Source organism: Halomonas sp. B23F22_20 (assembly GCF_043496985.1).
In the GTDB taxonomy this organism is placed as follows: domain Bacteria; phylum Pseudomonadota; class Gammaproteobacteria; order Pseudomonadales; family Halomonadaceae; genus Halomonas.
On the sequence record NZ_JBIEKH010000007.1, the window covers coordinates 198944 to 216284 of the forward strand.

General features: G+C 66.7%; 13 protein-coding genes. 12 read left to right on the forward strand and 1 reads right to left on the reverse strand.

Going from position 1 to position 17341, the window contains the following annotated elements:
• Window positions 1-56 precede the first annotated feature (56 nt).
• The 6 genes from lon (at window position 57) to ACGTN6_RS07870 (ending at window position 9243) form a co-directional block, all read left to right on the forward strand.
• Window positions 57-2492 (forward strand): endopeptidase La, encoded by a 2436-nt coding sequence (gene lon / locus ACGTN6_RS07845; RefSeq protein ID WP_394590808.1) that lies wholly within the window; start codon window positions 57-59, stop codon window positions 2490-2492.
• 135 nt (window positions 2493-2627) lie between these two features.
• Window positions 2628-3635: a thiamine ABC transporter substrate binding subunit gene (gene thiB, locus ACGTN6_RS07850; protein ID WP_394590809.1), complete on the forward strand. Its 1008-nt coding sequence runs from the start codon at window positions 2628-2630 to the stop codon at window positions 3633-3635.
• Window positions 3636-3688: 53 nt separating this feature from the next.
• Window positions 3689-5287 carry a thiamine/thiamine pyrophosphate ABC transporter permease gene (gene thiP, locus ACGTN6_RS07855; protein WP_394590810.1) on the forward strand — a complete coding sequence of 533 codons (1599 nt, stop codon included), beginning with the start codon at window positions 3689-3691 and terminating at the stop codon, window positions 5285-5287.
• Between the two features lie 132 nt (window positions 5288-5419).
• Window positions 5420-6064 (forward strand): ATP-binding cassette domain-containing protein, encoded by a 645-nt coding sequence (locus tag ACGTN6_RS07860; RefSeq protein ID WP_394590811.1) that lies wholly within the window; start codon window positions 5420-5422, stop codon window positions 6062-6064.
• Window positions 6065-6239: 175 nt separating this feature from the next.
• Window positions 6240-8084, forward strand: coding sequence for a dihydroxy-acid dehydratase (gene ilvD / locus ACGTN6_RS07865; protein ID WP_394590812.1), 1845 nt, complete (start codon window positions 6240-6242; stop codon window positions 8082-8084).
• A gap of 67 nt (window positions 8085-8151) precedes the next feature.
• Window positions 8152-9243 carry an oxidoreductase gene (locus tag ACGTN6_RS07870; RefSeq protein ID WP_394590813.1) on the forward strand — a complete coding sequence of 364 codons (1092 nt, stop codon included), beginning with the start codon at window positions 8152-8154 and terminating at the stop codon, window positions 9241-9243.
• Between the two features lie 40 nt (window positions 9244-9283).
• Here ACGTN6_RS07870 and nudE read toward each other — a convergent pair whose 3' ends face one another.
• Window positions 9284-9868, reverse strand: a complete 585-nt coding sequence (nudE, locus tag ACGTN6_RS07875; protein WP_394590814.1) for an ADP compounds hydrolase NudE — start codon at window positions 9866-9868, stop codon at window positions 9284-9286.
• A gap of 200 nt (window positions 9869-10068) precedes the next feature.
• Here nudE and yrfG point away from each other — a divergent pair, with 200 nt between their 5' ends.
• The 6 genes from yrfG to ACGTN6_RS07905 all read left to right on the forward strand — a co-directional run bounded on the left by yrfG (window position 10069) and on the right by ACGTN6_RS07905 (window position 17293).
• On the forward strand, window positions 10069-10746 hold the full coding sequence (gene yrfG, locus ACGTN6_RS07880; protein WP_394590815.1) for a GMP/IMP nucleotidase: 678 nt from the start codon (window positions 10069-10071) through the stop codon (window positions 10744-10746).
• Window positions 10743-11123: an RNA-binding S4 domain-containing protein gene (locus ACGTN6_RS07885; protein WP_394590816.1), complete on the forward strand. Its 381-nt coding sequence runs from the start codon at window positions 10743-10745 to the stop codon at window positions 11121-11123. The genes yrfG and ACGTN6_RS07885 overlap by 4 nt, the downstream gene beginning before the upstream one ends.
• Before the next feature lie 96 nt (window positions 11124-11219).
• Window positions 11220-12092, forward strand: a complete 873-nt coding sequence (gene hslO, locus ACGTN6_RS07890) for an Hsp33 family molecular chaperone HslO (RefSeq protein WP_394590818.1) — start codon at window positions 11220-11222, stop codon at window positions 12090-12092.
• A gap of 242 nt (window positions 12093-12334) precedes the next feature.
• Window positions 12335-13915, forward strand: a complete 1581-nt coding sequence (locus tag ACGTN6_RS07895; RefSeq protein WP_394590819.1) for a phosphoenolpyruvate carboxykinase — start codon at window positions 12335-12337, stop codon at window positions 13913-13915.
• A gap of 182 nt (window positions 13916-14097) precedes the next feature.
• Window positions 14098-14595, forward strand: coding sequence for a peptide-methionine (R)-S-oxide reductase MsrB (msrB, locus tag ACGTN6_RS07900; protein WP_394590820.1), 498 nt, complete (start codon window positions 14098-14100; stop codon window positions 14593-14595).
• 319 nt (window positions 14596-14914) lie between these two features.
• Window positions 14915-17293, forward strand: a complete 2379-nt coding sequence (locus ACGTN6_RS07905; RefSeq protein ID WP_394590821.1) for a Tex family protein — start codon at window positions 14915-14917, stop codon at window positions 17291-17293.
• The last annotated feature ends 48 nt before the right edge of the window (window positions 17294-17341 follow it).

Consider the following 17341-nt stretch of genomic DNA (forward strand, 5'->3'; position numbering starts at 1 on the left):
GCATTCCCGAAGACATCCCGGGCCGAGGTGCCCCGCTCCTTCAGGATGAGGTAGGCATGAGCGAAGACGATCAGCGTTTTGAACAGGACGACCTGGAATGGGTCCAGGCCGAGACCGAGACGGAGGATGGATTCGATCCCGATGAGGGCACCGGCCATGCGGTCGTGCCGGCGAGCGATACCTTGCCGGAACGGGTCTACCTGCTGCCGATTCACAATCGCCCCTTCTTTCCCGCCCAGGTCCAGCCCCTGGTGATCAACCGCGAGCGCTGGGAGGAAACCATTCATCGGGTCGGCAATACGCCGCACCACATGGTCGGGCTGGCCTTCGTCGGCGAGGCGGGGGTCGACGAGCTGGGCCAGGAGGATTTCCCCGAGGTGGGCACGGCGGTCAAGGTGCATAAGCTTCAGGGCGAAGATTCCCAGCTGCAGTTTATCGCCCAGGGCATGCGCCGGTTCCGCATCCAGCGCTGGCTCTCCAAGGAGCCGCCTTACCTGGTAGAGGTCAGCTATCCCCGCGAGCCGGTGGATGCCGAGGACGAGGAGACTCGCGCCTACGCCATGGCATTGATCAACGGCATCAAGGAATTGCTGCCGATCAACCCGCTCTACGGTGAAGAGCTCAAGCACTACCTCAATCGCTTCAGCCCCCATGAGCCGGGCCCGCTCACCGACTTCGCCGCCGCCATCACCTCGGCCAAGGGGCCAGAGCTGCAGGACGTGCTGGAATCGCTGCCGGTGATGGAGCGCATGCAGAAGGTGCTGCCGCTGCTGCGCAAGGAGATCGACGTCGCTCGGCTGCAGAGCGAGATCAGCGAGCAGGTCAACGCCCAGATGCAGGAGCGCCAGCGGGAGTTCTTCCTGCGCGAGCAGCTCAAGATCATCCAGCGCGAGCTGGGGATTGCCAAGGATGATCGCGAGAACGACGTCGACACCTTCCGTGCCCGGCTCGAGGACAAGACGGTCCCCGAGCGGGTCCAGGCGCGCATCGACGATGAGCTCGAGAAGCTCTCGGTGCTCGAGACCGGCTCGCCGGAGTACGGCACCACCCGCCACTACCTGGACTGGCTGACCTCGCTGCCCTGGGGCATCACCAGCGACGACCAGTTGGATCTGGGCCATGCCCGGCAGGTGCTCGACCGCGACCATGATGGCCTCAAGGACGTCAAGGAGCGCATCATCGAGTTTCTCGCCGAGGGCACCTTCAAGGGCGATGTGGGCGGCTCGATCCTGCTGCTGGTGGGCCCGCCCGGGGTCGGCAAGACCTCGGTGGGGCGTTCCATCGCCGAGGCCCTGGGCCGCGAGTTCTATCGCTTCTCGGTGGGTGGCATGCGCGACGAGGCCGAGATCAAGGGCCACCGTCGCACCTACGTCGGTGCCATGCCCGGCAAGCTGGTGCAGGCCATCAAGGAGGTCGACGTCGAGAATCCGGTGATCATGCTCGACGAGATCGACAAGATGGGCCAGTCGTTCCAGGGCGATCCGGCCTCGGCGCTGCTCGAGGTGCTCGACCCGGAGCAGAACGTCGACTTTCTCGACCACTACCTGGACGTGCGCCTGGACCTCTCCAAGGTGCTGTTCGTATGCACTGCCAACACCCTGGACTCGATTCCCCCGGCGCTGCTGGATCGCATGGAGCAGATTCGCCTCTCCGGCTATATCGCCCAGGAGAAGGTGGCCATTGCCAAGCACCATCTGTGGCCCAAGCTGCTCGAGCGTGACCGCATTCCCAAGAAGCGCATTAACCTCACCGAGGCGGCCCTGCGCCAGGTGATCGAGGGCTACGCCCGCGAGGCCGGGGTGCGCCAGCTCGAGAAGCAGCTGCACCGCATCGTGCGCAAGGCGGCGGTCAAGCTGCTCGAGAACGACCAGCAGACGGTCAAGGTCTCGGTGAACAACCTCGAGGAGTTTCTCGGTGCGCCGCTGTTCCGCAAGGAACAGGTGATGAAGGGCGAAGGCGTGGTCACCGGGCTCGCCTGGACCGCCATGGGGGGGGCGACCCTGTCGGTGGAGGCCGGCAAGGTGCACGCCCTGGACCGCGGCTTCAAGCTCACCGGCCAGCTCGGCGACGTGATGAAGGAGTCGGCCAACATCGCCTACAGCTACGTGTTGGGCCATCTGGGTGAGTACGGCGCCGATCCGGACTTCTTCGATTCCGCCTTCGTGCACCTTCATGTGCCGGAGGGTGCCACACCCAAGGACGGTCCCTCGGCCGGCGTGACCATGACCACGGCACTGCTGTCGCTGGCCAAGCACCGGCCCATCGACCGCTCGCTGGCGATGACCGGCGAGCTGACCCTGACCGGCCATGTGCTGCCGGTGGGTGGCATCCGGGAGAAGATCATCGCCGCCCGGCGCAGCGAGATCTTCGAGGTGATCCTGCCCGAAGCCAACCGCCGCGACTACGAGGAGCTCCCCGACTACCTTCGGGAGGGCATGACGGTGCATTTCGCCGTGCGCTACAGGGATGTGGCCAAGGTGGTCTTCGGGTGACGGCTGCAACGGAGCGGTAAGCTGAAAGAAACCCCGGATCCGGTATCTGAACCGGTCCCCGCGCGCCCGCCGATGGCATAATGGCGGGCGCGTTTTCGTGTCCGATTCACCACTTCTCGAACAACAGGAATGCTCATGCCTCTCAAGGTTTACGCCGCTGGTACGTCGCTGGCGGTGCTGCTGGTCGCCGGTGTCGCACAGGCCGGCGAGACGCTCACCGTCTACACCTACGACTCCTTCGTCTCCGAATGGGGGCCCGGTCCCGGCATCGAGGAGGCCTTCGAGGCCCGCTGCGGCGGCTGTGACCTGGAGTTCGTGGCGTTGCCCGGCGGGGTCGACATCCTCCAGCGGCTGCGACTGGAGGGCGAGGATACCGCCGCCGACGTGGTGCTAGGGCTGGACATGAATCTGATGGCCGAAGCCCGCTCGCTGGACCTGCTGGCGCCCCATGGCGTCGACATGTCAGCGCTCGATCTGCCTATCGCCTGGGACGATGACACCTTCCTGCCCTACGACTGGGGGCACTTCGCCTTCGTCTACGACACCGAGCAGCTCAGCGAGCCGCCTGACAGCTTCGAAGCGCTGCTAGAGGCCCCGGAGGACGTCAAGGTGATCCTCCAGGACCCGCGCACCAGCGTCACCGGCCTTGGGCTGCTGCTGTGGATCAAGAAGGTCTACGGCGAGAGGGCCCCGGAGGTCTGGACGCGTCTCCAGAAGCGGGTGCTGACCGTCACCAATGGCTGGAGCCAGGCCTATTTCTCGCTGTTCATGAACGGCGAAGCGCCGATGGTACTTTCCTATGCCACTTCTCCGGCCTACCACATGGCCGTCGAGGGCACCGATCGCTACCAGGCCGCCGAGTTCGAGGAGGGGCACTATCTTCAGGTGGAGACCGCGGCCACGGTGGCGAACAGCGAGCGGACCGAGCTCGCCCGCGACTTCCTGGCCTTCGTGTTGACCCCGGACTTCCAGCGCCACATCCCGCTGGGCAATGTCATGCATCCGGCTATCGACCTGGGGGAAGATATGCCTGCGGTGTACGACCGGCTGATCGCGCCTAGGAGCCTGACCTTCACGCCTGAAGAGGTCCAGGCGCACCGCCGCGAGTGGATCCGCGAGTGGCGCAACGCCTTCGCCCAGTGAGGGCGTCGTCCCGCTGGGCCACGCATTCCCGCTGGCCTCTGGGAGCCGGCATCGTGGCGCTGATCGCGGTGGCGGGGCTCGGGCTCGGCAGCCTGGGGGCGCTCTTGTGGCAGGCCCGCGAGCTGCATCCGGCGCTGCTGTGGCAGGAGCCATGGCTGGCCGCCGTGCTGCGCTTCACCCTGTGGCAGGCCGGCCTCTCCACACTGCTCTCGATCGGCCTGGCGATTCCCGTGGCGCTGGCACTGGCCCGGCGGCCGCGCTTCTTCGGCCGGCGCCTGCTGCTGCGGGCCATGGAGCTGTCGCTGGTGATCCCCAGCCTGATCGCGCTGTTCGGGCTGGTCGCCGTGCACGGTCGGCGCGGCTGGCTGGCGCCGCTGCGCGACGGACTCGGCGGCATACCCGACGACTACCTATACGGTCTCTCCGGCATCGTGTTGGCCCACGTGTTCTACAACCTGCCGTTGGCGGCCCGGCTGATGCTGCAGGCGCTCGAAGAGGCGCCGCCCGCGCAGTGGCGCCTGGCCGGCCAGCTGGGGCTGTCGCGGGGTGCGCTGTGGCGGGCTCTGGAATGGCCGCGGTTGGCGCCGCTGCTGCCGCGGCTCGCCGCCCTGGTATTCACGCTGTGCTTCACCAGCTTCGCCATCGTCATGACCCTGGGCGGCGGCCCCGCTTCCTCGACCCTGGAAGTGGCGCTCTATCAGGCCATGAAGTTCGATCACGACCTGGCGCTCGCGGCGCTGCTGGCGCTGACACAGCTGGCGATCTGCCTGACGCTGTGGCTCCTCGCGCTGTCCCGGGGCGGCACGCCGAGGCTGGCGGTGGGCGGTCATCCGAGCCGCTCGGCCGGGCGCTGGTGGCGACGCGACGCCCTGGGTGTCTCGCGATTCACCGATGCCTGTTGGCTTGCGGGGCTCGCCGCGCTGCTGCTCCCGCCCCTGGCGGCGGTGCTGGTGGCCGGGGTGCTAGGCCTGCCTGACATGCCGCGGGGCGCAAGCCTGGCGCCTGCGGCCCTGCGAAGCCTTTTCATGGCGCTCGGCGCCGGGCTCGGTGCGCTTGCCCTGGCGGTGGCGCTGCTCGCCGGACGCCAGTGGCTACGTGACGCCCGGCGGCCGCTGGCCGCCACGGTCATGGAGGGCGGCGGCCAGCTGATCCTGGTGATTCCGGCTCTGGTGTTCGGCACGGGGCTGTTCCTGCTGCTGCGACCGCGTCTCGGCAGTGGCTGGGAGGGCTACGCCCTGGTGGTACTGGTCAACGCCTTCATGGCGCTGCCCTTCGCCATGCAGGTGATCCGTGGCGCGCTGCCGGGCCTCTCGGCGCCCGAGCGACGCCTTGCCGACCAGCTCGGAGTGCACGGTTGGGCGCGGCTGCGCTGGCTGCAGTGGCCGAGGTTGCGTCGTCCGCTGGCCCTGGCGCTGGCCTACGCGATGACGCTGTCGCTGGGCGACTTCAGCGTGATCGCCCTGTTCGGTAGCCCCTCGGCACCGACCCTGCCGATGCTGCTTTTCCAGCAGCTGGGCGGCTACCGCTGGCAAGGGGCAGCGGCCACGGCGCTGCTGCTGCTTGCTCTGGTCATGCTGGTGTTCGCCGTGCTCGATCGGTTGACCCGGCGGCGGCCGCGCTATGGCTGGGGAAGAGAGAATGGGAAGAGGTAAGAGGTGAGTGGTGAGTAGTGAGTAGTGAGTAGTGAGTAGTGAGTAGTGAGTAGTGAGTAGTGAGTAGTGAGTAGTGAGCGGTGAGCGGTGAGCGGTGAGCGGTGAGTGGGGGAGAGACGATGGTGAGGCGATATGCTGCGTTGCGATGATGTGAGTTTTCACTATGAGCGTTGCGATCCCGGCGAGATCCCCGATTTCTGTTTCTCGTTCGGGCTCGCGCCGGGAGAGTGCCTGGCGGTCGAGGGGCCATCCGGGGCTGGCAAGAGCACTCTGCTGGCACTGCTGGCTGGCTTCCTGGAGCCCGGCGGCGGCCGGCTGACCTGGCAGGGGCACGATCTGCTGTCGCTGCCACCCTGGGAACGCGGGATCACCACCGTGTTCCAGGACCACAACCTCTTCGACCACTTGCCGGTGTGGCTCAACGTGGGGCTTGGCCTGGCCCCGGACATGAGGCTTTCCCGGGCGCAGCGTTCGCGCGTTCGCGAGGGGCTGGTCGAGGTCGGTCTCGAGGGGCTCCACGACCGACTGCCCGACGAGCTCTCCGGAGGCCAGCGCCAGCGAGTGGCGCTGCTGAGGGCGCTGCTGCGAGGTGCGCCGCTGCTGCTGCTCGACGAGCCCTTCACCGGGCTGGACGACGCCACTCGGCGCGGCTTATGGGATCTCGTGCGTCGCCAGATGTCGGCGGGAGTGGCGGTGCTGCTGGTCAGCCACGACCGTGACGACATCGAGGCGCTGGCCGATCGTCGCTGCCGGCTCGAGGCGGGGCGACTGGTGTGACCCGGCGTCGCCGGGAGCGGTAAGCCCTTGGCGGCAAGGCACTGGCCCCTCGCCCGGGGGCATGACAGAATCGGAGAACTGGACACCGAAGATCGCCCGGGCCTTCGTTCGAATCCATTCGACGACCGCGTAATCGCGCGGCCATGGGCGGCAGGCAGCATTTCAAGAGGACACCATGCCCGAGTATCGTTCCCGCACCACCACCGCCGGCCGCAACATGGCCGGCGCACGCGCCCTGTGGCGCGCCACCGGCATGAAGGACGACGATTTCCACAAGCCGATCATCGCCGTGGCCAATTCCTTCACCCAGTTCGTGCCCGGTCACGTGCACCTCAAGGACATGGGCCAGCTGGTGGCTCGCGAGATCGAGAAGGCCGGCGGGGTGGCCAAGGAGTTCAACACCATCGCCGTGGACGACGGCATCGCCATGGGCCACGACGGCATGCTCTACTCGCTGCCGAGCCGCGATATCATCGCCGACAGCGTCGAGTACATGGTCAACGGCCACTGTGCCGACGCCCTGGTGTGCATCTCCAACTGCGACAAGATCACCCCTGGCATGTTGATGGCCGCCATGCGCCTCAACATTCCGGTGATCTTCGTCTCCGGCGGCCCCATGGAGGCCGGCAAGACCAAGCTGCTCGACCACGGCCTCGACCTGGTCGACGCCATGGTCATGGCCGCCGATGACTCGGTGGACGACGAGACCCTGAGCGAGGTCGAGCGCAGCGCCTGCCCGACCTGTGGCAGCTGCTCCGGCATGTTTACCGCCAACTCCATGAACTGCCTGACCGAGGCGCTTGGCTTGGCGCTGCCGGGCAACGGCACCCTGCTGGCCACCCATGGCGACCGTCGCCGGCTGTTCGAGACCGCCGGCCATCGCATCGTCGAGCTGGCCAAGCGCTATTACGAGGGCGACGAGGCGCACCTGCTGCCGCGCGCCATCGGTTCCAAGGCGGCGTTCAAGAACGCCATGACCCTGGATATCGCCATGGGCGGCTCCACCAACACCATCCTGCACCTGCTGGCCGCGGCCCAGGAGGCGGAGATCGATTTCGACATGGACGATATCGACCGCCTGTCCCGCGAGGTGCCGCAGCTGTGCAAGGTGGCGCCCAACACCCAGAAGTATCATATCGAGGACGTGCACCGCGCCGGCGGCATCATGGCGATCCTCGGCGAGCTGGACCGCGCCGGGGTGCTGGATACCCGGGTACCCACCGTCTACGGTGACAGTCTGGCCGAGGCCCTCGATGAGTGGGACATCATGCGCTCGCCGAGCGCCGAGGTGGTGGAGTTCTACAAGGCCGGCCCCGGCGGCGTCCCCACCCAGACCGCGTTTTCCCAGAGCGCCCGCTGGCCGAGCCTCGACGGAGACCGCGCCACCGGCTGCATCCGCGACCTGGCGCATGCCTTCTCGCAGGAGGGGGGGCTGGCCGTGCTCAAGGGCAACATCGCCCTCGATGGCTGCGTGGTGAAGTCCGCCGGCGTCGACGAGTCGATCCTGGTCTTCGAGGGCCCGGCCCACGTGGTGGAGTCCCAGGATCAGGCGGTGGAGCACATCCTCGACGGCAAGGTGGTCGAAGGTGAGGTGGTGGTGATCCGCTACGAGGGGCCGAAGGGCGGCCCGGGCATGCAGGAGATGCTCTACCCGACCTCGTACCTGAAGTCGAAGGGCCTGGGCAAGGGCTGCGCTCTGCTCACCGATGGCCGCTTCTCCGGCGGCACCTCGGGGCTGTCGATCGGCCATGCCTCGCCCGAGGCCGCCGCTGGCGGCGCCATCGGCCTGGTGCGGAGCGGCGACGTCATCCGCATCGACATTCCCAATCGGACCATCGACGTCAAGCTCTCCGACGAGGAGCTCGCCGAGCGCCGCCGCGCCGAGGAAGCCCGCGGCCACGATGCCTGGAAGCCGAGCATCCAGCGCGTGCGCAAGGTTTCGGCGGCCCTGAAGGCCTATGCGTTGCTCGCCACCTCCGCCGACAAGGGCGCGGTGCGCGACCTGACCAAGCTTGACTGAGCCGTCTACCCCGGCCTCGGCCGGGGTGCTTGCATTTTCCGATTCGACTCAGCACGGAAGCCGCGGTATGAAGACCCAGACTCTATACGTCGGCCTGATTGGTTTCGGCATGGCCGGCAGGACCTTTCACGCGCCCCTGATCCAGGCGGCCCCGGGACTCGAGCTTTCCGCCGTGGTCTCGAGCGACGCCGGCGCGGTGCACGACCGCTACCCCGAGGTGGCGGTGCATGCCAAGGCGGCGACGCTGTTCGCCGATCCGGACATCGACCTGGTGGTGATCGCTACTCCCAACGAGACCCATTTTCCGCTGGCCAAGGCGGCGTTGGCCAAGGGCAAGCACGTGGTACTCGACAAGCCCTTTGCCGTGTCGCTGGCGGAAGCGCGTCAGCTCAAGACCCAGGCCGATGGCGCCGAGCGCTTGCTCAGCGTCTTCCACAACCGGCGCTGGGACAGCGACTTCCTGACCCTCAAGGGACTGCTTGATGAGCAGCGCCTTGGCCGGGTCGTGGAAGTGGAATCTCGCTTTGATCGTTTCCGCCCCGTGGTTCCCGACCGCTGGCGGGAGCAGCATCGCCCCGGCAGCGGCATCTGGTACGACCTGGGCCCGCATCTGCTCGACCAGGCTCGGGCGCTGTTCGGCATGCCGCGGGCGATCCTGCTGGAGCTGGCCACGCTGCGCGATGGCGCCGAGATCGACGATGATTTCGTGGCGGTGCTGGAATACGAGCGGCTTCGGGTGACCCTGAGGGCCAGCACCCTGGTGGCCGAGCCCACGCCGCGGCTGCGGGTGAACGGCACCCGGGGCAGCTTCGTCAAGTATGGCCTCGATCCCCAGGAGGGGTGGCTCAAGGAGGGCGAGAGCCCGCAGCCGGCCTGGGGCGTCGATTCCTCGCCGGGACGGTTGACGCTGAACGAGGGGCAGGGCGACGAGGTGGCCCTCGTCCATCACGAGGTCGAGGGCGTGCCCGGGGACTACCGGGCCTTCTACGACGGCGTCGCCCGCACCCTGCTGCGTGGCACGCCCCCGCCGGTCACCGCCGACGAGGCCCTGGAGGTGATGAGCCTGCTCGAGGCGGGCCTCGACAGCTATCGCCAGGGACGCTGGGTCAAGCTCAAGGAGGGCGGCAGCCTGCCGCGCCGACTTCACGCCAAGGGCTGACGTCCCTGGCGATGCCCTCCTCGATGTTGAGGAGGGGACGCTACCAAAGCGTGGGGGTGACGGCTTCGCTGCGCACCTTGTCCCGAGCGATGTACAGGGCCGCGATGGCCCTGGCTTCGTGGAAGTCTTCCCGCGCCAGCAGGGCGCCGATCTCGTCGATGGCATGGGTCTCGACGATCAGCGGCTCCGGCTCGTCCCCAGGCAGGCGTCGCGGATAAAGGTCGGTGGCCAGCATCACCTGCATGCGATGACGCATGTAGTTCGGTGCCAGGGTCAGCTCCACCAGCGGCTCCAGGCGATGGGCACCGAAGCCGCATTCCTCCATCAGTTCGCGGTTGGCGGCGGTGACCAAGTCCTCGCCGGGGTCCACCAGCCCCTTGGGCAGGGTCAGGGCGTAGTCTTCGACGCCAGCGGCGTATTCGCGGATCAACAGCACGTGCTCGGGGTCAGGCATGGCCACGATCATGACCGCGCCGATGCCGCGTCCGGTGCCACCCAGCCGCTCGAAGGTGCGTTCGGCGCCATTGGCGAAGCGCAGCTCCATCTCTTCGACGTGGAACAGACGGCTGCGCGCGACGCTGCGTCGAGCTAGAACCTGCGGCTTGCGGGGGGCGTAGTCGGTCATGGGGTCTCCGGTCGTTCTGTGCGAATGCCGAGTCGCCATCGCCTGATCGGCACACTCAATCACGGCGATAGCCGCGGGCATTCGGGGGTTGGAATGCGTCCGCTGCATCGATTGGTTACACTATCACGTCTTCCCCCTGGCGGACGTCACCGCGTCGCCCCCGACGACTGTCCCTGAAAACTGTCCTTGAAAGGAGTCCCATGATCGACTGGCGTGCGATCGATACCGTTCTTCTCGACATGGACGGCACCCTGCTGGATCTGCATTTCGATAGCCACTTCTGGCTGGAGCACCTGCCGCGTCGTTACGTTGAGCTGCATCGGCTCGACGAGGCGAGCCAGGAGGAGATCCGTGCGCGGATCCTTCGCGAGCAGGGCACCCTGAACTGGTACAGCCTGGCTTACTGGAGCCGTGAACTGGGTGTCGATATCGTGGCGCTCAAGCGTGAGGTCCAGCACCTGATCGGCCTGCGCAGCGATGCTCTGGACTTCCTGCGCTGGCTCAAGCGCGCCCACCCCCGGGTGGTGCTGGCCACCAACGCCGACCGCGAGAGCCTGGCGCTCAAGCTGCCGCTGACCGGGCTCGAGGACTATCTGGACGCCATCGTGTCTTCCGCCGATCTGGGCGTGCCCAAGGAAGCTCAGGAGTTCTGGTTTGCCCTCCAGGACGTCGAGCCCTTCGACCCGGCTCGCACGCTGTTCATCGATGACAATCCTGTGGTGCTGGAGAGTGCCAGGGAGTTCGGCATTCGTCATTTGCTCGGCATCAAGCAACCCGACAGCCGTCGGCCCGAGAAAGAGCTCGAGGAGTTCATCGCTCTCGATCGCTTCGCCGCCATCCTGCCCGATGAAATGCCCGGCAGCGAGGAGGGCGCATGAGCGGTGTACGGCTCGACAAATGGCTGTGGGCGGCACGCTTCTTCAAGACCCGTGGCCTGGCCAAGAAGGCCATTGAAGGTGGCAAGGTGAACTACAATGGCGCGCGGGCCAAGACCAGCAAGACCGTGGAGGTCGGTGCCCTGATTCGCCTGCCCCAGGGCTGGGATACCTGGGAGGTCGAGGTGATGGCGCTGTCCGAGCAGCGCCGCGGCGCCCCCGAGGCACGCGAGCTTTATCGCGAAACCGCCGAGAGCGAGGCGCGCCGGACACGAGAGGCCGAGAGTCGTCGCCAGGCCAACCAGGCCATGCAACACCCGCTCAAGCGTCCCGACAAGAAGCAGCGTCGCGAGATCAAGCGATTCATGCGTGGCGAATAGAAGAGGGAAGAGGGAAGAGCGAGCAAGGTCGGGTGGGGCTTCTTGCTCTCTTCCCTCTTACCTCTTATTTCTTACGACTTAGCTTAGGCAAGCATCATGAACGACCAGATCCAACGCTTCCTCTTCGAGGACACCAACGTGCGCGGCGAGATCGTGACCCTCGAGCAGGCGCATGCCGAGGTCATGGATCGCCACGACTATCCGCCCGCAGTGACCCGCCAGCTCGGCGAGCTGTTGGCCGCCGTGGCGCTGCTGACCGAGACCGTCAAGCTCGATGGCACCATGAGCATCGAGGTCCGCGGCAAGGGGCCGCTGTCGCTGCTGATGGCCGAGTCCAATCCTGGCGGAGAGCTGCGCGCCATTGCTCGCCTCGACGAGGAAGCGACGCTGCCCGCCGAGGACGCCGGCTTTTCCGAGCTGGTGGGTGAGGGGCAGGTCACCATCACCCTGGACCCCCGTGGTGGGCATCGCTACCAGGGTATCGTGGCCCTTAACCGCGATAGTCTGGCTGGATGTCTGGAAGATTACTTCGCCCAGTCCGAACAGCTCCCCACCCGGCTGTGGTTGGCCGACGACGGCCAGCGGGCCGGCGGGCTGCTGCTGCAGCGACTCCCCGAGGAGGCGCTGAACCAGGACGAGGATGCCTGGGAGCGCACCGTCCATCTGGCCTCGACCCTCAGCGAGACGGAGTTGCTCGCCGTCGAGCAGCGCGAGCTGCTGCATCGTCTCTATCATGAGGAGAGCGTGCGGGTCTTCGAGCCCAAGGCGCTACGCTTCGCCTGCACCTGCTCCCGGGAGCGCATTGCCGGAGCCCTGCTGTCACTGGGTCGCGAGGAGCTGCACGACATTCTCGCCGAACAGGGCGGCATCGCCACCCAGTGTCATTTCTGTCATACCCGGTATGAGTTCACCGTCGCCGAAGTGGAGGCGATGCTGGAGGATCCCGAAGAGCCACCGACCTTGCATTGAGCTCACGTCGATATCTGTGCTTAACGGGCTCTAATTGGTAGTAAAATTACTATAACGTCGCGTAACAATGTCGTTTCCTGTCGCTGGGGCCGGCTTTTTGCCATAATGCGCCGCGTTCATCCGTATTTCGGTCGCCGCTTACTAAAAGACGGTCAACCGCCAGCGGCGGCCGGGGATGAATCGACACTGCGTCACGGACGCCCGGCAAACGAGAGAGATGGCCGCAAGGCCCAGGAAACGATATGACCACGACTCAAGCCGCCCCCAAGGCCGCCGACGAGAAGGCTCCCATTGCCCACGTCAACCTGTCCAGCGCTGAGCTGGTCGAACGGGCCGTGGCCAATGGCGAAGGCCGCCTGTCCGTCCAGGGTGCCCTGGTAGTGAATACCGGAGAGCGCACGGGCCGTTCCCCCAAGGACCGCTTCATCGTCGACGAGCCTTCCACACGAGGTGAGATCGACTGGGGCAGCGTCAACCAGCCCTTCGACGCCCAGCGTTTCGACGCCCTCTGGGCGCGCGTCGAGGCCCACCTGGCCGGCGATGAGCACTACGTCTCGGAGCTTCACGTGGGCAGCGACCCGGCACACTATCAGCCGGTGCGGGTCACCACCCAGACCGCCTGGCACAACCTGTTCGGTCGCACCCTGTTCGTGCGTCCGGAGGTCTACAATCCTTCGGCCAAGGACGAGTGGACCGTCCTCAACGCCCCCGGTTTCACCTGCGAGCCGGGCCGTGACGGCACCAACTCCGACGGCTGCGTGATTCTCAACTTCGCCGAAAAGAAGGTGCTGATCGCCGGCATGCGCTATGCCGGCGAGATGAAGAAGGCCATGTTCTCGGTGCAGAACTTCCTGCTGCCGGCCGCCGACGTGCTGCCCATGCACTGCAGCGCCAACGTGGGCGAAGACGGTGAGACCACGCTGTTCTTCGGCCTCTCGGGAACGGGCAAGACCACGCTCTCCGCGGATCCTGCGCGCTTTCTGATCGGCGACGACGAGCACGGCTGGGGGCCGGGCACCGTGTTCAACATCGAGGGCGGTTGCTATGCCAAGTGCATCGATCTCTCCGAGAAGAACGAGCCGGTGATCTGGAACGCCATCAAGTTCGGCACCGTGCTGGAGAACGTGGTGCTCGACGACCGCCGCGAGCCCGACTACGCCGACGATAGCCTGACCCAGAACTCCCGCGCTGCCTATCCGCTCGAGCACATCGGCAAGCGGGTAGCGGAGAATCGCGCCGGCGAGCCCAACGCCATCGTTTTCCTGACCTGCGACATGAGCGGCGTGCTGCCGCCGGTCTCGGTGCTGTCCAAGGAAGCCGCCGCCTACCACTTCCTGTCCGGCTACACCGCCAAGGTAGGCTCCACCGAAATGGGGTCTTCCGAGGGGCTTGCGGCGACCTTCTCTACCTGCTTCGGTGCGCCCTTCTTCCCGCGCCCGGCCCGGGTCTATGCCGACCTGCTGATGAAGCGCGTGGCTGAACAGGATGCCCAGGTATACCTGGTGAATACCGGCTGGACCGGCGGCGCCTACGGGGAGGGCGGTGCGCGTTTCTCGATACCCACTACCCGCGCCATCATCGGCGCCATCCAGTCCGGGGTGCTGCGCGACGTGGATACCCGCACCATCGACGGCCTGAACCTGGCCGTGCCGACCGCGGTGCCGGGCGTTGACTCGCGCCTGCTCGACCCGCGCGAGACCTGGGAAGACAAAGACGCCTACGACCGCCACCTGCGTGATCTCGCGGCCAAGTTCGTCGACAACTTCAAGAAGTTCGACGGCGTGAGCCCGGCCATCGTGGCCGCGGGCCCGAGCCTGACCTGAAGCGGACCGGGCGAACCCCGGCGTTCCGGTAGTGTCCGAGAGGGGGTAGCCTTGGCTGCCCCCTTTTTGTCGTGAAGGTCGTCGTGACACTTTCGTGAGGCTTTCGAGAAGGAGCGGGGCCTATGGTAAGGATGCCGTGGCAAACCCGACACGGGGGTATCACACGCCAATGGAGGCGCATCATGAAGCGACGCAACTTCCTGGGGCTGCTGGGGCTCAGTGGCCTCGCCGGTCTGGCGCCGGGGCTGGCCTCCGCGCGGCCCAAGCTCGATCTGCAGCCCGCGCCCGGGCTGGAAACGCTGGAGCTCAGCGAAGCCGAGTGGCGGGAGCGGCTCGGTGATGAACGTTTCCGGATCCTGCGTGAGGCCGGCACCGAGCCGGCATTCTCGAGCCCGCTGGACAAGGAGACCCGCGACGGAGAATACCGCTGCGCCGGCTGCGACCTGTTGCTGTTCGAAAGCCGGATGAAATACGACTCCGGCACCGGCTGGCCGAGTTTTTTCACCCATGTAGAGGGACACCTGCTCACCGAGTTGGACCTGGTGCTGCTGATCCCGCGCACCGAATATCACTGTGCGCGCTGCGGCGGCCATCAGGGTCACGTCTTCGAGGACGGTCCCGAGCCCACCGGACTGCGCTGGTGCAATAACGGCCTGGCGCTGCGTTTCGTGCCGGCATAGCCGGGCCCGGCGAAGCCGGGAGCTAGAAGCTGGAAGAACGCCCGCTTCGCGGGCTTAAGCTGGAAGCTTGAAGAAAACCCGACTGGGCTTCGTCCGGCGCTTGAAGTCATAAGCTTGAAGCTGGAAGAAAACCCTTGACCCCATGATGTCGGGTTCATGCTGCCTTCCAGCTTCCAGCTTCCAGCTTCCAGCTTCCAGCTTCCAGCTTCCAGCTTCCAGCTTCCAGCTTCCAGCTTCCAGCTTCCAGCTTCCAGCTGCCGGCCCAGGCGGCGGTGTGATACCTTGTCGCGATCGTCTGTCCCGGATTGCCAAGGATTACATGGACGCACAAGCCAAGATCATCGATCGTCTCGCCGAGGAACTCGGCGTTCGCGGGCCCCAGGTGGCGGCCACCGTGGAGCTGCTCGACGGCGGGGCCACCGTGCCCTTCATCGCCCGCTATCGCAAGGAAGTCACCGGCGGGCTGGATGACACCCAACTGCGCCAGCTGCACGAGCGGCTGGGCTACCTGCGTGAGCTGGAGGAGCGCCGCGAGGCGGTGCTGGCAAGCATCGACGAGCAGGGCAAGCTGACGCCCGAGCTGACTGCCAGCATCCGCGCCGCCGACACCAAGCAGCGCCTGGAAGACCTCTACCTGCCGTATCGCAAGAAGCGCCGCACCAAGGCCCAGATCGCCCGGGAGGCCGGCCTCGAGCCGCTGGCCGAGGCGCTGCTGGCCGATCCCTCGCTGGATCCCGAGGCCGAGGCGGCGAAGTATTTCCGCGCCGCGGAGGGGGACATCCCGGCCATCGTGGATGCCAAGGCGGCCCTGGACGGCGCCAAGCAGATCCTCATGGAGCGCTTCGCTGAGGAGGCCGAGTTGGTCGGTCGGCTGCGCGAGCGGCTGTGGAGCGACGGTGAACTCTCCTCTCGGCTGATCGCCGGCAAGGAGCAGGAGGGTGCCAAGTTTTCCGACTACTTCGAGCACGACGAGCCGCTGGCCAAGGTGCCCTCGCACCGCGCGCTGGCGATGTTCCGCGGCCGCAACGAGGGCGTGCTGGCGCTGACCCTGCGCCTGCCCGGCGAGGACGAGGCCGCCGTACACCCGGCCCAGGTGGCGATCGCCAAGCACTTCGAGATCGCCGACCACGGCCGTCCTGCTGACCGCTGGCTGGCCGAGGTGGTGCGCTGGACCTGGCGGGTCAAGCTCTACACGCATCTGGAGACCGAGCTGATGGGTCGGCTGCGCGATCGCGCCGAGCTCGATGCCATCGAGGTGTTCGCTGCCAATCTCAAGGACCTGCTGCTGGCCGCACCGGCCGGCCAGAAAGCCACGCTGGCCATCGACCCGGGCCTGCGCACCGGCTGCAAGGTGGCGGTGGTCGACGCCACTGGCCGCTTCCTCGAGCATGCCACCATCTTCCCCCATGTACCGCGCAATCAATGGGACGAGTCGCTGGCCGTGTTGGCGCGGTTGGTGGACAAGCACGACGTGGCCCTGGTGGCGGTAGGCAACGGCACCGCCAGTCGCGAGACCGACAAGCTGGCAGGCGAACTGGTCAAGGCCCTTTCTTCAAGGACCGGGGCAGGAAAGGGTCCGCTGTCCAAGGTGATGGTCAGCGAGGCCGGTGCCTCGGTGTACTCGGCGTCGGAATATGCTGCGCGCGAACTGCCTGACCTCGACGTGACCATCCGCGGTGCGGTGTCGATTGCCCGTCGGCTGCAGGACCCGTTGGCCGAGCTGGTCAAGATCGAGCCCAAGTCGATCGGCGTCGGCCAGTACCAGCATGATGTCTCCCAGGTGCAGCTGTCGCGCAGCCTGGAAGCGGTCATCGAAGATTGCGTCAACGCCGTGGGAGTCGATCTCAACACGGCCTCGAGTGCGCTGCTGTCGCGGGTCGCCGGCCTCAACGCGGGTCTCGCCGAGAACATCGTGGCTCGGCGCGACGCCGAGGGTGCCTTCGCCAGCCGTAAGCAGTTGCTCGACGTCAGCCGCCTGGGGCCCAAGACCTTCGAGCAGTGCGCCGGCTTCCTGCGCATCATGGGCGGCGACAATCCGCTGGATGCCAGTGCCGTGCACCCGGAGGCCTATCCACTGGTCGAGCGCATCGCCAAGCAGAGCCAGCGTGAGCTTGGCGGACTGATCGGCGACAGTGCCACCCTCAAGGCCTTGAAGCCCGCCGATTTCGCCGACGAGCGCTTTGGCGTGCCCACCGTCAGCGACATCCTCAAGGAGCTCGACAAGCCGGGCCGCGATCCACGCCCCGAGTTCAAGGCAGCCGAGTTCCGCGAGGGCGTCGAGACCCTCAAGGACCTGGAGCCTGGCATGGTGCTCGAGGGCAGCGTCACCAACGTCACTCACTTCGGTGCCTTCGTCGATATCGGCGTGCACCAGGATGGCCTGGTGCATATCTCGGCACTGTCCGACAAGTTCGTCGAGGATCCGCGCTCGGTGGTCAAGGCCGGGGACATCGTCAAGGTCAAGGTGATGAGCGTGGATCTGGAACGTGCGCGCATCGGCCTGTCCATGCGCCTCGACGATCAGCCCGACGAGGACGGCGAACCGGCCAGGCGAGGCGGCGGAGGCTCTCGCGGCCGCCAGGGCAAGGCCGCGCGCAAGGGCGGCGGATCGCAGAAGGGCAAAGGGCAGGGCGGCCAGGGCGATGGCCAGCTCGGTGCCTTGGGCGCGGCGCTGCTCAAGGCCAAGCGAGAGGGGTAGCATGGGGCTACGGGCTACGGGCTGCGGGCTGCGGGATATAATGCTGTC

What these genes read in the sequence shown, in the direction of transcription:
- ACGTN6_RS07860 (WP_394590811.1), top strand. Translation starts at nt 5,420, where the DNA reads ATGCTGCGTTGCGATGATGTGAGTTTTCACTATGAGCGTTGCGATCCC.
- ACGTN6_RS07895 (WP_394590819.1), top strand. Translation starts at nt 12,335, where the DNA reads ATGACCACGACTCAAGCCGCCCCCAAGGCCGCCGACGAGAAGGCTCCC.
- nudE (WP_394590814.1), bottom strand. Translation starts at nt 9,868, where the DNA reads ATGACCGACTACGCCCCCCGCAAGCCGCAGGTTCTAGCTCGACGCAGC.
- ACGTN6_RS07905 (WP_394590821.1), top strand. Translation starts at nt 14,915, where the DNA reads ATGGACGCACAAGCCAAGATCATCGATCGTCTCGCCGAGGAACTCGGC.
- thiB (WP_394590809.1), top strand. Translation starts at nt 2,628, where the DNA reads ATGCCTCTCAAGGTTTACGCCGCTGGTACGTCGCTGGCGGTGCTGCTG.
- ACGTN6_RS07870 (WP_394590813.1), top strand. Translation starts at nt 8,152, where the DNA reads ATGAAGACCCAGACTCTATACGTCGGCCTGATTGGTTTCGGCATGGCC.
- lon (WP_394590808.1), top strand. Translation starts at nt 57, where the DNA reads ATGAGCGAAGACGATCAGCGTTTTGAACAGGACGACCTGGAATGGGTC.
- yrfG (WP_394590815.1), top strand. Translation starts at nt 10,069, where the DNA reads ATGATCGACTGGCGTGCGATCGATACCGTTCTTCTCGACATGGACGGC.
- msrB (WP_394590820.1), top strand. Translation starts at nt 14,098, where the DNA reads ATGAAGCGACGCAACTTCCTGGGGCTGCTGGGGCTCAGTGGCCTCGCC.
- ilvD (WP_394590812.1), top strand. Translation starts at nt 6,240, where the DNA reads ATGCCCGAGTATCGTTCCCGCACCACCACCGCCGGCCGCAACATGGCC.
- ACGTN6_RS07885 (WP_394590816.1), top strand. Translation starts at nt 10,743, where the DNA reads ATGAGCGGTGTACGGCTCGACAAATGGCTGTGGGCGGCACGCTTCTTC.
- hslO (WP_394590818.1), top strand. Translation starts at nt 11,220, where the DNA reads ATGAACGACCAGATCCAACGCTTCCTCTTCGAGGACACCAACGTGCGC.